Genomic DNA, 14,407 nt, shown 5'->3' on the forward strand with positions numbered 1-14,407 from the left:
ATGTTGATGTGGTCTTGTTTGGCTGTAATAACCAACAAGGTATTCCGTAATTGATTGCTGAGCATCGGTAAAATTACGATAACCCAGCGCTGGAACCCACTCTGTTTTTAAGCTCCGAAAGAATCGCTCCATCGGCGCATTATCCCAGCAGTTACCCCGACGACTCATGCTTTGCTCGATTTGATAGCGCCACAAATGTTGACGAAATTTCCGGCTGGAATAATGGCTACCTTGATCCGAGTGAAACATAACTCCTTTGGGTCTTCCCCTCGCTTCAAAAGCCATACTCAATGCCTGGCCGGTAAGCACGCTATCGGGTGATAACGACATCGCCCAGCCTATTGGCTTGCGTGCATATAAATCTATCACCACTGCCAGATAAGCCCAGCGCTGTCCCGACCAAATATACGTTACGTCGCCGCACCAAACCTGATTCGGCTGACTAACTGCAAATTCTCGATCAAGCTTGTTCGGTACGGCAATATGCTCCTGATTAGCTTTCTTGTAGCGATGACTCGGTAATTGACAGCTGACTAGCTCCAGCTCTTTCATTAATCGCGTCGCGCGATACCGGCTGAGCTGAATACCTCTGTCGGTTACGATGGTTGCAATCGTTCTCGCACCGGCCGAGCCATTGCTATCCTTGTGCGCAGACCGAACCTCGCTGAGCAGCTTAATTCGCTTTAAGCTCGGCATGTTTGGCCGCTTAACCCAATACTTATAGCTGCTGCGATTAACCCCAAACACATCGCAAATTAACGCCACCGCGTGGCTCTCTTTGAGTTTCTCGATTAACGAGAATTGTTCAGGGAGTCTGACATCAAGAGAGCGGTAGCCTTTTTTAAGATTTCTTTTTCTTCCTCAACTCGCCGGAGTCGTTTCTCTAGTTCACGGATTCTTAGCTGATCGGGCGTCATCGGCGTCGCTTGCGGTGAAATACCGTTGCGCTCGGCCCGAAGCTGACGAACCCATTTGTCCATGGTGGATTTACCCACCCCCATCGCTTCTGCAGCATCTCGAATAGAACGCCCCTGATTAACAACTAGCTGGGCTGCTTCCAATCGAAATTCTGGGCTAAAAGTCGGTCTTGTACGGTTGCTCATTGATCACCTGTATCGTTATAGAGGTGATCATATCACCTCTAATCAGGTGGCCAAATTCACTATGCCACTACACGTTTATATATTTACTTTTTGAGCCAGAATTGGTCTGGTGGCGGAAATGCCCCCAGTTGTATTGCCACTCCGCGGAAGTTCCAATATGTAAATTCGCGGACGATCTTTCTATTTTTATAACAGTGGAATGTGATGCCACGAGTATGGGTCGTTTTTCCTTTGGCGGGAAGTCCGAGGAAGTCCATATTGTGAGTAGCCTTCCAAACCCAGTTCATTACAGCCCATTCGTCATAGTCGTGATCTGCGCCAGTAATAGCATCAGATGACCACAGCGCCCATTCTTCTTGGGTGTAGCCTTCAGGAATGTTTTGGCGCAACAGGGCAGTTCTATCGCCGGCTGGCCCGCCATCGTAGCGAATGATATCGAACTGATGGGTTCCTAGTGGCGAATCTGGACCGTTGTTATCAAAAGGTAAGAAGGCGCGGTATAGCTCCTCTTTATTTTGAATCGTTTGAAAGAAGGTGATGTCTTCAAAAACAAAGTCATCAGCGTAGTAGTGGATAATTTCTTTAGAGCCGCCATTGAAAAAGGTGTCTATCCAATCTTCACCGGTAGACATGCCCATTCTGCCTATATCGTCAAAACCGCCGCCATTTTTCTTTTTTGACTTTGGTTCATTAAAAGCAATAGCGGGAGATACGCCTGCAACTAAAAATGCAGCGCCGGCTTTCTTTAGGAAAGAGCGACGATTCTTTTCTTCGAGTTTATCAAGTTCTTCTGGGTGGTTGAGATAACCTAGGTGCATTTCCTTACCCTCACCTTATTCTGTGTTTTATGAGTGGTTTAATCCGCTATTGAGTTGCGGTCAAAATAATTCTACCCATATTGATAACTTTGTCAACAGTGTTATTGATAATCTTGTCAGTACTAGGGGTTGTGCTGTTTTCGTAACAAGGTAAGGTGCTTAAATGAGGGAGCAGTGTAGTAGCTACTGTTTGCTTTCAGTTGACCTATCCTAGAGTGTTTGTTTAAGTGCATGATTTTAATGTATTTTATTTTTAGTTCAGAAGGTGCGCAGAAGCGATGGCTCTGCAGCCTAATTTCTCAATTGCATTGTTGTTATTGATAGTTATATTAATACTGATTATATTGAGTTGTATATATTTTTATTCGCCGCTAGTTTTGATGGGTAATACTTTTGGTTGGGTCGCGATTCTATAATTGAATCTTTAAGAGTTTGCGGGCAGTGGCGGCGCGATTTTGTATTGGATAAACGATATGGCAGATCTCGGGAGTGGTAAGTTGATTGCGCTAGAGGACTACCAGTTATACATGCCCTTACTTGAGGCTATGCGGCTTGATCTGGAAGAAACCTTGGAGGATAAGCCGAATGCGGTCTTTTATCCTGGGCGCTCAATAGTCGTAAATCGCTTTCTTGCTACTTTAAAGGTGATGTTAGGTGAAGATGGCAGCAGTTTGGCTATGATTGACGAGCAGAGCTCGGTCTCCGCTCAGTCTGTTTGTTCGACAATTAAGGCTTATCACGCGGCCTTATTGAAATGTGCGCCTTCTGCAGCTTTAGCGAATTAAAGATGACCTTCGCTTCTTGCTAAATCTATCGCGATTCTACTTGTTTCGAGCATTCAAACCGTAAGACGGTTGGTTGCTCGGGAGATTCAGGCCGCTTTGAGTTATAAAATGAGAAAAGTGTGAACTCCGGCACGTTTTTATATAGGTATTAACCCGTACCATCGCAGCTCAGGATAAGCGTCAGTCATATTTAAGCTGTATGACACGCACACGATAAATACAATCTGGAAGAGCGCACACATTATGAAAAACTCTTTGTTTAAAAAAACCTTAATGGCTAGCTTGCTAGCAACCGCTGGAGCGGCGCAAGCAGGCCCGCTAGCTGTGGTAATTGCTCCCCTAGCGGGACCTATCAGCGGCACGCCTCTGGATGTGCTTGTTGTGCAGCTAGTAGAGATCGATAATCAGCTGGGTGCTGCATCTGGTGGTGGTTTACCAGGTTTGGATGCACTGCCAATTCCTGGCTTGGATGCTCTACCTGGCTTAGATGCATTGCCAATTCCTGGCGCTGGTGGTGGTTCAGGTGGTGTGCCTTCACTACCGATTCCTGGTCTGGATGCATTAGCAGGTGGCGGTCTTCCTGGTTTGGATTCTTTGCCAATCCCTGGTTTAGATGCACTTCCTATTCCTGGTCTTGGTGGCGGTGGCGGAGCTGGTGGTTTGCCATTTGACGTGAGCCCTTTGTTCCAGCTTACTTTCACATTGGACACAGCACTTAATGACGTAGCCGGTAACGACGGTGTAACTGATAAAGTGACAGATCTTGTTGATACTTTGCCAAGCGCAAACCCAGACCTTATTCAGGCTGGTGCTTTCTTGATCGGCGATCAGCTTCAATTGACTGTTGACCACTTGACCTCTAATTTGATGGCATTGGGCGGCGGTGGAGCAGTTCCTGGATTGGATGCACTGCCAGGTTTAGATATTCTGTCTATGCTTGGTCTGCCAATTCCTGGTGCTGGCGGTGGCGCAGGTGGTGGTTTACCTGGATTGGATTCACTTCCGATTCCTGGTTTAGATGCACTTCCAGGCTTGGATGCATTGCCTCTTCCTATCTAATTGATGCTGTGGGTTTATCCTACGCATAGCTTGAATATAAAAGAGCCAGACCGGTGACGGTCTGGCTCTTTTTGGTTTATGGGCTTAATAGTTCGTATACCTATCTGTTAAAGGTGCTCTTAAAAAGATGACTGATTGCTTTGTCCTTGCGGCAGGCACCAATCTAGCTTGACTGCGGCGATATCCTGCGGAATCTTTGCTGTGTGTTGGGAACAGGTCGTTGCTATGGGCGCTGCTGATTGGCTGAAATTATCGTCTTTATTATTGCAGTGCCTAGTTCCTAGTTTATTTTTGGTATGCGAGTGCAAGATTAAGCGCATTTTCTTTGATCCCATCATCCGCTAGCGTGTAAAGTGTTAGTAGCTTTTGATTTTCTCAATAGTTTTAAAGATTGCTGTATGTAATCTCTGAGGGAGCGCTTTTGTTGGCGACTTCGTCTAGCTGGGTACAGGTATGCGAGAGCAAAGCCTGAATTATCTTTGAGTTATGAATTTCCCTAGATGCTTGCAGTGGACAAAATTGCCGCCATACATTGCTTTCTTTTCAAATTGATCTTGGTAAAAAACGGAGTGATATATGAATGATGCGCTGAGAATGTTGCAGCGAGCCGCGCCAGTTATGCCGGTTGCCCATTTTAACTCCTTAGAGCATGCGCAGGCTTGCGCTGAACTATTCGCTGAAGCAAAGGTACCTACTGTTGAAGTGACACTGCGCCACTCCCAAGCATGGCAAATGGTAAAAATATTTAGAGACTGTATGCCCTTTGCAAAGATTGGCGTGGGCACGGTGATTAACCGTCGCCAAATGCTGCGGGCCGCCGATGAGGCGGATTTTGTCATCAGTCCAGGCTTTTCTGCAGAGTTGTCTATATTGGCGAGAAAAACGCTAACTCCTTATATTCCGGGAATTGCGACTGCGAGTGAATTAATGGCCGCGATGAACGAGGAGCATAGAGTATTCAAGTGTTTCCCAGCCGCAGCTATTGGTGGTGTGGCCTTGATAAAGTCCCTGTCTGCGCCATTTCCAGAAGTCAGTTTTTGTCCGACCGGTGGTATTTCACAGGCAAATTATCACGATTATCTGGCCTTAGATTCTGTTGCTTGTGTTGGTGGTAGCTGGATTGTGCCTAGTGAAGAAGCCCTTAAAAAAGACCGCGAGGGTTTTCTGACAATGCTAAAAGACTTGTATTCTTCCTAAGGTATTAGAGTAAGAAGGTTGCTGCGCCTTCTTCTGCGGTACTGACATTGGCACGTAGGCCGGCGAATAAATCGCGGCCATAATTATCGCTCGCAAATGCAGGCTGATAGATTGCCGCCTCTCGATCTTGTAATTCCTCTTCTGAGATCATTACATCTAATATCTGATTGTCGGCATCTAATATCAGCATATCGCCATTTTTGATTTTTGCTATGGGGCCGCCGCTGTATGCTTCGGGGCATAGATGTATCGCCGCCGGAATTTTGCCCGAGGCACCGGACATACGCCCGTCGGTGACGAGGGCGACCTTAAAGCCGCGTTCCTGCAAAATGCCTAAATAGGGGGTGAGCTTGTGCAGTTCTGGCATGCCATTCGCGCTAGGGCCTTGAAAGCGCACCACGGCGATAAAGTCGCGGTCTAACTCTCCGGCATCAAAGGCGTCTTTTAGGGATTCTTGAGTATCAAATATTATTGCAGGTGCTTTCACATAACGATGCTCCGCTTTTACTGCAGATACTTTAATAATGCTGCGTCCCAGTTTACCGCTGAGCAGTTTCATGCCGCCGTGTGGGTCGAAGGGCTCTGTGCAAGGCCGGACAACAGTATCGTCGGCACTAATTGATGGGCTTTGTTGCCAGTGTAATTTGCCGCCGGCAAGGCTGGGGGCTTGGCTATAATGGTGTAAGCCTTTGCCCCATACGGTGTTCACGTCGGCGTGAAGCAAGCCCGCAGCGAGTAATTCGGCAATAATAAAACCGGTACCCCCCGCTGCATGAAAGTGATTCACATCTGCTTTGCCATTCGGGTAAATGCGGCAAAGTAAGGGGGTGGCCTCGGACAGTTCAGCAAAGTCCTGCCAGTCAATAATGATGCCGGCTGCACGGGCAATCGCAATCCAGTGGATGCTGTGATTGGTGGAGCCGCCGGTTGCTAGCAAGGTAACAATCGCATTGACTAAGCTGCGTTCGTCTACCACATCGCATAGCGGTGTGTAATTTGGGGTGAGGGCGGTAATCTTGCAAACCTGTTGCGCGGCAGCGCGGGTGAGTTGTTCACGCAAGGCGCCATTGGGTGGAACAAAAGCGGTGCCGGGGACGTGCAAGCCCATTGCCTCCATTAGCATTTGATTGCTATTGGCGGTGCCGTAAAAGGTACAGGTTCCCTCGCCGTGGTAGGCACTGGCTTCTGCGTCTAACAGTGCTTCGCGGCCAACCTTGCCCTCTGCGTAGAGTTGACGAATGCGGGCTTTTTCGTCGTTGCTGAGTCCGGTAGACATGGGGCCTGCGGGCACCATAATCATCGGTAAATGGCCAAAGCTCAGCGCGCCTATTAATAGGCCGGGGACGATTTTGTCGCATACACCTAAGCATAAAACCGCATCGAACATATTATGGCTGAGGGCGATAGCGGTGCTCATGGCAATCGTGTCGCGGCTAAACAAACTTAGCTCCATGCCCTCTGCGCCTTGGGTGACACCGTCGCACATTGCCGGTGTGCCGCCGGCAAATTGTGCTGTGCAGCCAAGCTCAGAAACGGCTTCCCGGATTAGATCTGGGAAGTGCTCTAAGGGTTTGTGGGCCGATAGCATGTCATTATAGGCGCTGACAATTGCGACATTTGCGGCTTCTTCTAAGCGAATGCGGTCTTTATCTTCGCCACTGCAAGCAGCGAAGCCGTGGGCTAAATTGCTGCAGGAAAGCTGCCCGCGCTGGGTACCTTTGCGGCGCATGCTTTGGCACTTTTCCAAATAGGCCGCGCGGCTGGCAATACTTCGCGCGCGAATTCGCTCAGTAACACGGACGATTACGGGGTGGAGGAGGGTTTTAGATGCAGTGCTCATTACGGTGCCCAGTATATATCGACTGGCACTTGCTGTTGATGCAAGACCATAGAAATTGGATAGTCAGCGTCCTGGCTCAAGGCCTTTTCTAGTACCTCGCGCTTGGCGCGGCCTGTAATGTGAATCACAATTTTTTCGCTATTGAAAACAGCGTTTGGTGATAGCGTTATGCGTGGATAGGGCGCGCTGCCCGGTTGCACAGCAAAGCAGTGTTGGGCGTGGGCGGTGCGCAATGCTTGATACTCTGGCGCGTCATGAAACCAAGACGCAGTGTGACCGTCTTCACCCATGCCCAAGTGAACTAGGCTCAGGGGCCAGGTTAGTGCATCGAGTTCTGCCTCTAGCAAGTACTGTCCATTTTCGGCCGAATCAGCGTTGTTTTTGAGTGGTAAATATTTGCTGGAGCTTGCCGCACTCTTCAGCAAGGTTTTACGCAGCATGGCCTCATTACTGCTGGCGTGATCGTTGGCTACCCAGCGTTCGTCTACCAATAATGTTTGCACCAGAGGCCAGTCGAGCGGGGCTTGGCCGAGAAGACTTAGCATGTTTTCAGGAGTAGAGCCGCCAGATACTGCCAAACTGGCACTGCCGTGATTATGCAGAGAGGTGGCCAATATATTGGCGATGTCGCGGCTAAGAACTTGATCTAGTTCGTCGCGGTTGGGAAGCAGTATTAAGGTGGGTTTGTTATTCATGCCAGCTCCTGCCGTGCTTTTCTGGTAAGGCCAGCGATGAATTTGGCCCCATTGTTCCTGCGGCGTAAGGTTTGGTTTTAATGCCCGCGGTTTGCCAGGCGTCGATTATGCTGTCGACCCAAGCCCAGCACGCCTCAACTTCATCGCGGCGCATAAATAAGGTTTGATCGCCCTCGAACACATCTAACAATAAGCGTTCATAGGCTTCATGGGCTTGTAATTGGTCATGCAGGTCGGCGTCGAGCTTTAATTCGACTTGCTCTAATTTCATTTGCCTGCCAAGCCCGGGTTTCTTGTTTACTTTGTATAGGGTGATGTTTTCCTCTGGCTGGAGGCGGATCACCAGTTTATTGGGCAAGTCGTTTGGGTCGCCTTCAAATAAACTGAAGGGATGCTTTTTTAACTCGACGATAATTTCGGAATAGCGTCGCGCCAAGCGCTTGCCGGTGCGTAAATAAAAGGGTGTACCTTCCCAACGCCAGTTGTGAACATCTGCCTGTAGTGCAACAAATGTCTCGGTGTTGTTGCTGTCCTCAAAGCCGGTTTCGTCTAAAAATGCGGCGACTGGCGCGGCACTTACTGCGCCGGCGGTATATTGGCCACGCACGGTTTTCGATTTTACATTGTCTGCGGTGATGGGGCGCAGGGCTTGCAGTACTTTCACTTTTTCATCGCGAATCGTGTCGGCGCGTAAGTTGGCGGGAGGCTCCATTGCGACCAAGCACAGCAATTGCAGAATATGGTTCTGCACCATATCGCGAAGAGCACCGGTTTTGGCGTAGAAATCGCCACGACCTTCCACGCCAATTTCTTCTGCAACAGTGATTTGAATATTGTCGATGTACTGGCTATTCCAAAGTGGGCCAAATAGCGCATTGCCGAAGCGAAGTACCAATAAATTTTGAACGGTTTCTTTGCCAAGATAATGATCAATGCGGAAGATATTGCGCTCGGGAAATACCTGCAGGACTTCGTGGTTGATCTCAGTGCAGCTAGTTAGGTCGTGACCTAAGGGCTTTTCAAGCACAACGCGGGACTGCTCATTAACAACGCCAATGCTATGTAGGTTTCTGCAAATGCTGGTATATAGCGTTGAGGAGGTCGCTAAATAAAATACCGCGCGACTTTCTGGGTGTTGTTGGATGGTCTCGGCAAGATTGTGATAATCCTTGAGACTATTCACGTCTAGGCTGATGTAGTGCAGCTTGGCAGAAAAGGCCCCCCAGTGCTGTTCGTCCCAAAAGTGGGCGGGGAGAAATTCGCGCATCTTCTCTTTTATGAGCTGGCGGTAGTCGGCGTCGCTACTATCGCCGCGGCCTAAGGCAATAATGGCGCAGACATCATCCATTAGCCCTTCGCGCTGTAACTTATACAGGGCTGGCTGTAGTTTTCGCAGCGCAAGATCACCTGTGCCACCAAAAATAACTAGCTGTGAAGATTTTGTGCTGGTCATCGCCATTCTCGTCATTGTGGATGAGGCTGGTGGCAATTTTTTGAGCAGATACTGACGGGCTGGGGCAGTATTTACGGGAAAAATTGCCTTAGCTGCCTTTGAGCATAGTGGTTTTAGAAAATTTTTAATACCACTGTTACATATTTTTAAGCAGTATTTTGTGAGGCCTGCGTGCTATATAAATACAGTTTGAATCAGTTAATTAGAGAAATTGAATGTCGATACGAACAGCAGAGAGTCGTGACGCCGCACAAATTGCGCCCTTGATATTCTCCTCTGGGCCGCTAGCGTTTGAGCATATTTTTAGTCGACGGCACGGGCCAGCTGTTATCGATTTTTTAAATACAGAGTTTGCGCGCAGCCGCACCATGTTTAGTTACCTTCATCATCATGTATATGAAGTCGATGGCGAGGTGCTAGGCAGTATTGGCAGTTTCGATACTGCCAGCCACGGTGCTACATTCATTGGTAATGCTAAAGCAATTTTCACTAATTATGGATTGCGCGGGATTTTCAACGGGCTGATGTTTGAACTCAGATTGGTAAAAGCGCCACGTAAAGGCTGCTTATATCTGTGTCATATCGCGGTGAGGGAGGATCGTCGCGGCAGGGGAATCGCTGCAAAAATGATAAATTTCATGGCGGCAAAGGGGCGCGAGGGCGGTTTTCGCTGTTTAAGTTTAGACGTGGCAGAAAAAAATACCAATGCACTTCGCTTATATCAGCAAATGGGTTTCAAGGTGGTACAAAGAAATAGAAGCTACAACAAGGTGCTAGATAACCACCTTTATATGGAGTGTGATTTGCATCAATAGCATGAACAAGCGCTAGGCTTTACCCAGCGCTTGTTTGGGCCCCGAATACTGTGTTGCGCCGCTTGCACTATAGAGTGGGGTATCAGTATGGGTAGTGCCAAGAATTTCTAATGCACGCTGCTTATAACGTGATTGCACGGCAATATCTGCCCCAGCCTGATTATTCATCATTTGGCAGCGCGACAAGATAGCGAGTGCATCCTGCCATATTGCATTTTGTGAGGCTGTATTGTCGGTTTGCAGTTTTTCGGAGCTGTCTAGCATCAACTGCTTTCTGCGCGCAGCTAATTGATCTAAGGTTTGCACAAGGTCCATTTTCTTGATGGCGATGGCTTTAATTTCTTCAGCGGAATTGGCCTGTTTAAGGCTGCTTGCCTCGCTAAGCAATACTGATTCCAGCTCGCCGGCGTGCTTGTGAATGTGCTGAATTACATCGCTGAGTTCGGTCATCGTTATTACGCGCCTGTATGTGATTCCATATTGATCATTGCTTCGGCGACTTTTGTCGCGTCTATATTAAACTCTCCGTTGCGAATCGCTGTTTTAATGGCGTCAACTTTCTGGCGGTCTATGCCGTCACTATTATTGATCTGCACGCGGGTGCGCTCCATTAAAGGTGTTTCCGTTACTGACGGCGCTTGGCTACTAGTTGTCGCTGTATTAGCGCTGACGTCTTCTGATTTACTGCCGCCAGCGCGCCCGCTCTCTATTTTGCGGAGCTGGCTCAGTGATGAGCCATCTAATCGGTCGACCATGTCAGAATCCTCGTATTTTTTGTGTCTATGCCAATGTTATCGGCTGTGTGTAGTAAAACTTTAATTCAACAGAACAATATTTTCAGATTCCACCACGCCTTCTAACTGCTTGCCGGAATTGAGATTTTTCACCAGTATCCGCGATCCAAGTGCACCATTTTGCAAGGCAATCCCCGCCATGCTGACCGCAACTGGCCCCGTACTGCTGTTTAGCTGCACCAGCTGGCCCTTGCTAATAATACTGCTGGCTTCAACCATATTTGGCGTAAGCACCGCCCCTTGGGCAATGCTGCGACGGCTGCGATAGCCGCCGCGATCACCCAGAGAACGCAAATAGCCATAGCCCAGCGCGGAAATGTCGCGCTGACTCCAAGTAATATCCCGTTCGCTTATGTCGGTATTGGGCGCGATGGGATGGCGCGCCACCATTACCTTCGCAAAGGCTTCAACGGTGACGGGTAAATAAATTTTCCACGGTTTTGCACTGGCACAGCGTACCCCGACGGTGGTACGGCGCTTAATTTTTGCGCCAGCTGACAAAAATGCTTCGAGCTTGACTGGGCAGCGTGCAAGTTTTGTTCGGGGGTCTAAAGACTGCACCGTAATTTTGGTTTTCATTTGCTGCCAAGGGTGGCGGCTAGCGATATAGGCGCGAGCAGTTTCCGCTATGCGTGCATGATTCTCCAATCCCTCAGCAGCAAGCGACGGACTAAGGCCGCCCAGCATCGAGGCTGCAAGCAAAAGGGCAAAATGCATTCCTAGTTTTTTCATAAGCGTATAAGACGTCAAAGTTTTGTCGTTTGCTTAGAGGCTGCAATGGCTATGCCAGTGTTGGGAATATTTTGGGCGAAAAAGATAAGGGTTTATACGGAGGATAAGGCCTGCCGGAATTTTGCCGATAATGGAAAACTAGCGCCGTATTTTTGGCATTCTTGGAAAAAGTGATTTTTAAGTTATTGAAAATATTGGATTAAAATTTGTGGCACGAGCCTTGCCTTGCTCGTTAGTACACGGTGATAAAAGCCGATATGTGCCAGAGCTATTAAATATAACGGCGGTGGCCATAAAAACTTTAGAAAGAATAGGTTAAAAAATGTCGATTAATTTTGATAAAGCGCTAGGGATACACGAGCAAGCCTTACAAGTGCGTCACAAACGCAACGAAGTGCTTGCCACCAATATAGCGAATGCAGATACGCCTGGCTACAAGGCCCAAGACATCGATTTCAAAGCGGTGTTGTCGCAGTCGGCCGCGGCTGGTCAAACCTCCCAGTTGGCGATGCGCACTACAAATAGTGGTCACATTAGCGCAGCGCAGGATACGAGATCAGATGCCTTGCCAATGGATTTGAAATACCGAGTGCCTACGCAGCCGTCGGAAGATGGTAATACCGTCGACACCCATAAGGAGCAAGCAGAGTTTGCCGACAACGCCATGCGTTACCAAGCTACTTTGCAATTTCTTGGAAGTCGCTTTAGTGGCATGAAATCAGTTTTGCAGGGAGGTCGCTAAGTTATGGCTAATCCGTTGAATGTCGCCGCATCTGCTATGAACGCGCAAATGCTTAGATTAAATACCGTTGCCAGCAATATGGCGAACGCAGATACCGTAAGTGGTAGCGAAGAAGGTGCTTACCGCTCTCGTCAACCGGTGTTTGCAACTGTTATGGATCAACAGCGCGAAGTGATAGGTGTCGCGGTAACGGGTGTGGTGGAGAGTGATGCGCCAGTGGCGAAGCGCTATGAGCCAGGTCATCCGCAAGCTGATGCCGAAGGTTATATCTACAGCTCCAATGTAAATACCATGGAAGAAATGGCAAACATGATGTCTGCGTCGCGGGCGTATCAAAACAACGCCGAAGTTTTTTCAACCACTAAGACTCTTATGCTGCGCGCATTGCAGCTTGGTCAGCAGTAGGATCTAAATTATGGAACTTCGCACAATAGAAGATCTGCAGTTGCAGACCGCCACGAGTAAGGCAAAGAAGGATGCTTCGTCACTGGATCAAGATGATTTTATGACGCTCATGCTTCAGCAACTTAAAAGCCAAGACCCGTTTAAGCCCACCGACAATACCGAGTTTATTAGTCAAATGGCACAGTTAACTTCGGTTAGCGGTATTAGCGAAATGAACGAGAATTTAGCGGGCCTAACTCAGTCTTTGTACTCCGCGCAATTGCTAGATGCATCGTCTTTGATTGGCAAAGATGTCTTGCTAGAAACCGATGTTGCTGCACTCCCAATAAGCGGCAAGGTTAAAGGGCAAGTGAATTTGCCAACCAGCACGACGGCATTAGACATAGACATTCTTGCACCAACTGGTGAGGTTATTGGCAAGGTTCCACTTGGTCCTCAGCAAGCTGGTGCGGTGAATTTTGAATGGAATGGCGTTGGTTTAGACGGTGAGCGTATGCCACCTGGAACTTACCAAATTCGCGCCAATTATTTGAATGGAAATACCTTGGAAGCGGCGGCTACAGAAATCCGCAGCGAAGTAATGAGCGTGAGCGTACCGGCAACAGGCGGCACTCCACTCATACAAGTGCAGGGATTGGGCACGGTGAGTATGTCAAAAATTATTGAAATTAGTTAAGCGGTAATGACGCCACTTAACACTTAATAGAAGTATGTAAACTAGGAGTAGGCCCTATGAGCTTTCGCATTGCACTGAGTGGATTAAACGCCGCATCGGCACATCTTGATGTAACCGCACACAATATTGCCAACGTAAATACGACAGGCTTTAAAGGGTCGCGCGCCGCATTTGCTGATGTTTATGCAACATCTAACAACGACGTGACTAAGACAACCCCTGGTGCCGGTGTTCGCTTAAACACCATCACCCAAGAATTCTCCCAGGGGAATATCGACTTTACTGACAATAATTTAGATCTGGCGATTTCTGGTGAAGGCTTTTTCACTATGAAGGGTTCCAGCGGGGTGACATATACCCGCGCGGGGGCATTTAGTGTTGATCGCGACGGCTATGTAGTAAATAACAGCCTCGAGCGTTTACAGGTATTTCCTTCAAACGGTACCGGCGGATTTTCTACCGGCTCCCTAAGTGATCTGCAGTTACAGGTTTCCGAAAATGCACCTAAAAGTACAGCGCGTGCCGACATCGGTGTGAATTTACCGGCGAATGCACCCGTGCCAACGGCAACGCCCTTCGATCCCTCAGTGCCGGCAAGTTATAACCATGCAACCTCGATGACGATCTACGACTCATTGGGTACCCAGCACACCGCAACAATGTATTTTGTAAAGGACGCCGCGTCGAATAGCTGGAATCAGCAGTTGTATGTTGATAACAACGCGGTAGGTGGCCCAAATCTTATGAGCTTTAGTAATGCGGGTGAATTGCAAACCCCAGCATCCGGCGTAATTACTTATCCATCATACGATCCCGGTACTGGCGCGGCGAATTTAGATTTGAACTTTGATTTTGCAGCGACTACCCAATACGGCCAAGAATTTGGGGTTAATAATTTGCAGCAAGATGGTTATACCACCGGTCGTTTGACGGGTATCGAAGTGGGTAGCACCGGTATTGTATCTGCACGGTTTACCAACGGTCAGTCGAAAGAGCTTGGCAAAGTTGCCATGGCGAGCTTCTCAAACCCAAATGGTTTGCAGCAGCAGGGCGACACCTCTTGGGCAGAAACCTATGCCTCTGGCAGCCCCCGAGTTGGTGAGGCGGGTTCTTCAGATTTTGGTTTGCTGCAGTCCGGCGCCTTGGAAAGCTCCAATGTTGACTTAACGTCGCAGCTTGTAGAAATGATTACCGCACAGCGAAATTTCCAAGCGAACACGCAAATGATTTCAACGGCAGATGCGGTAACGCAGGCCATTATTAATATCCGATAGTCGCTTTTAACAGCGCAGA

At 48.5% G+C, this 14,407-nt stretch carries 16 protein-coding genes; 8 read left to right on the plus strand and 8 right to left on the minus strand.

All coding sequences use genetic code 11. From position 1 onward, the window contains the following. Both C0068_RS14880 and C0068_RS14885 read right to left on the minus strand, forming a co-directional pair. Positions 1-1,103 (minus strand): IS3 family transposase gene (locus C0068_RS14880; protein WP_434061417.1). Its coding sequence is split into 2 segments (ribosomal slippage), with 1,104 coding nucleotides annotated over them: positions 1-851 and positions 851-1,103; the frame shifts between segments, so codons are not numbered across the junction. This gene is flagged as partial in the annotation. Between the two features lie 83 nt (positions 1,104-1,186). Further along, positions 1,187-1,921: a twin-arginine translocation signal domain-containing protein gene (locus tag C0068_RS14885; protein ID WP_103685276.1), complete on the minus strand. Its 735-nt coding sequence runs from the start codon at positions 1,919-1,921 to the stop codon at positions 1,187-1,189. A 473-nt stretch (positions 1,922-2,394) separates the two neighbouring features. Here C0068_RS14885 and C0068_RS14890 point away from each other — a divergent pair, with 473 nt between their 5' ends. From C0068_RS14890 to eda, 3 genes are all read left to right on the plus strand, one after another. Beyond that, complete coding sequence (locus C0068_RS14890) at positions 2,395-2,706, plus strand: hypothetical protein (RefSeq protein ID WP_103685277.1); 312 nt, start codon at positions 2,395-2,397, stop codon at positions 2,704-2,706. 243 nt (positions 2,707-2,949) lie between these two features. After that, entirely contained in the window at positions 2,950-3,765 is an 816-nt protein-coding gene (locus C0068_RS14895; protein ID WP_103685278.1) for a hypothetical protein, read from the plus strand. Positions 3,766-4,341: 576 nt separating this feature from the next. Continuing rightward, positions 4,342-4,962, plus strand: a complete 621-nt coding sequence (gene eda, locus C0068_RS14900; RefSeq protein ID WP_103685279.1) for a bifunctional 4-hydroxy-2-oxoglutarate aldolase/2-dehydro-3-deoxy-phosphogluconate aldolase — start codon at positions 4,342-4,344, stop codon at positions 4,960-4,962. A gap of 4 nt (positions 4,963-4,966) precedes the next feature. Here the strand turns inward: eda and edd are convergent, their stop codons facing one another. Genes edd through zwf form a run of 3 tightly spaced genes read right to left on the minus strand, consistent with a single transcriptional unit; the run spans position 4,967 to position 8,950 of the window. Beyond that, entirely contained in the window at positions 4,967-6,802 is a 1,836-nt protein-coding gene (edd, locus tag C0068_RS14905) for a phosphogluconate dehydratase (RefSeq protein ID WP_103685280.1), read from the minus strand. Beyond that, positions 6,802-7,497, minus strand: coding sequence for a 6-phosphogluconolactonase (gene pgl, locus C0068_RS14910; RefSeq protein WP_103685281.1), 696 nt, complete (start codon positions 7,495-7,497; stop codon positions 6,802-6,804). The genes edd and pgl overlap by 1 nt, the downstream gene beginning before the upstream one ends. Continuing rightward, the gene (gene zwf / locus C0068_RS14915) at positions 7,490-8,950 is read right to left on the minus strand and encodes a glucose-6-phosphate dehydrogenase (RefSeq protein ID WP_103685282.1); all 1,461 of its coding nucleotides are present in this window, start codon (positions 8,948-8,950) and stop codon (positions 7,490-7,492) included. The genes pgl and zwf overlap by 8 nt, the downstream gene beginning before the upstream one ends. A 215-nt stretch (positions 8,951-9,165) precedes the next feature. On the opposite strand from zwf, the gene C0068_RS14920 reads away from it, so the two are divergent. Beyond that, complete coding sequence (locus tag C0068_RS14920) at positions 9,166-9,765, plus strand: GNAT family N-acetyltransferase (RefSeq protein WP_103685283.1); 600 nt, start codon at positions 9,166-9,168, stop codon at positions 9,763-9,765. A gap of 12 nt (positions 9,766-9,777) precedes the next feature. On the opposite strand, the gene C0068_RS14925 is transcribed toward C0068_RS14920, so the two are convergent. From C0068_RS14925 to flgA, 3 genes are read right to left on the minus strand one after another with little or no spacing between them, the layout of a single operon-like run. Beyond that, a complete protein-coding gene (locus C0068_RS14925; RefSeq protein ID WP_103685284.1) occupies positions 9,778-10,215 on the minus strand; it encodes a flagella synthesis protein FlgN in 438 nt (145 codons plus the stop codon). Positions 10,216-10,220: 5 nt separating this feature from the next. Continuing rightward, positions 10,221-10,520 (minus strand): flagellar biosynthesis anti-sigma factor FlgM, encoded by a 300-nt coding sequence (flgM, locus tag C0068_RS14930; protein WP_103685285.1) that lies wholly within the window; start codon positions 10,518-10,520, stop codon positions 10,221-10,223. Between the two features lie 60 nt (positions 10,521-10,580). Further along, on the minus strand, positions 10,581-11,291 hold the full coding sequence (gene flgA, locus C0068_RS14935; RefSeq protein WP_103685286.1) for a flagellar basal body P-ring formation chaperone FlgA: 711 nt from the start codon (positions 11,289-11,291) through the stop codon (positions 10,581-10,583). Between the two features lie 322 nt (positions 11,292-11,613). On the opposite strand from flgA, the gene flgB reads away from it, so the two are divergent. The 4 genes from flgB to flgE are packed head-to-tail and all read left to right on the plus strand — an operon-like array spanning position 11,614 to position 14,388. After that, complete coding sequence (flgB, locus tag C0068_RS14940) at positions 11,614-12,033, plus strand: flagellar basal body rod protein FlgB (protein ID WP_103685287.1); 420 nt, start codon at positions 11,614-11,616, stop codon at positions 12,031-12,033. Between the two features lie 3 nt (positions 12,034-12,036). Further along, positions 12,037-12,438, plus strand: coding sequence for a flagellar basal body rod protein FlgC (gene flgC / locus C0068_RS14945; protein ID WP_103685288.1), 402 nt, complete (start codon positions 12,037-12,039; stop codon positions 12,436-12,438). A 10-nt stretch (positions 12,439-12,448) separates the two neighbouring features. Continuing rightward, entirely contained in the window at positions 12,449-13,114 is a 666-nt protein-coding gene (locus C0068_RS14950) for a flagellar hook assembly protein FlgD (protein WP_103685289.1), read from the plus strand. A 56-nt stretch (positions 13,115-13,170) separates the two neighbouring features. Then, entirely contained in the window at positions 13,171-14,388 is a 1,218-nt protein-coding gene (gene flgE, locus C0068_RS14955; protein WP_103685290.1) for a flagellar hook protein FlgE, read from the plus strand. The last annotated feature ends 19 nt before the right edge of the window (positions 14,389-14,407 follow it).

This window comes from Zhongshania marina (assembly GCF_002915595.1).
GTDB classification, from domain to species: domain Bacteria; phylum Pseudomonadota; class Gammaproteobacteria; order Pseudomonadales; family Spongiibacteraceae; genus Spongiibacter; species Spongiibacter marinus_B.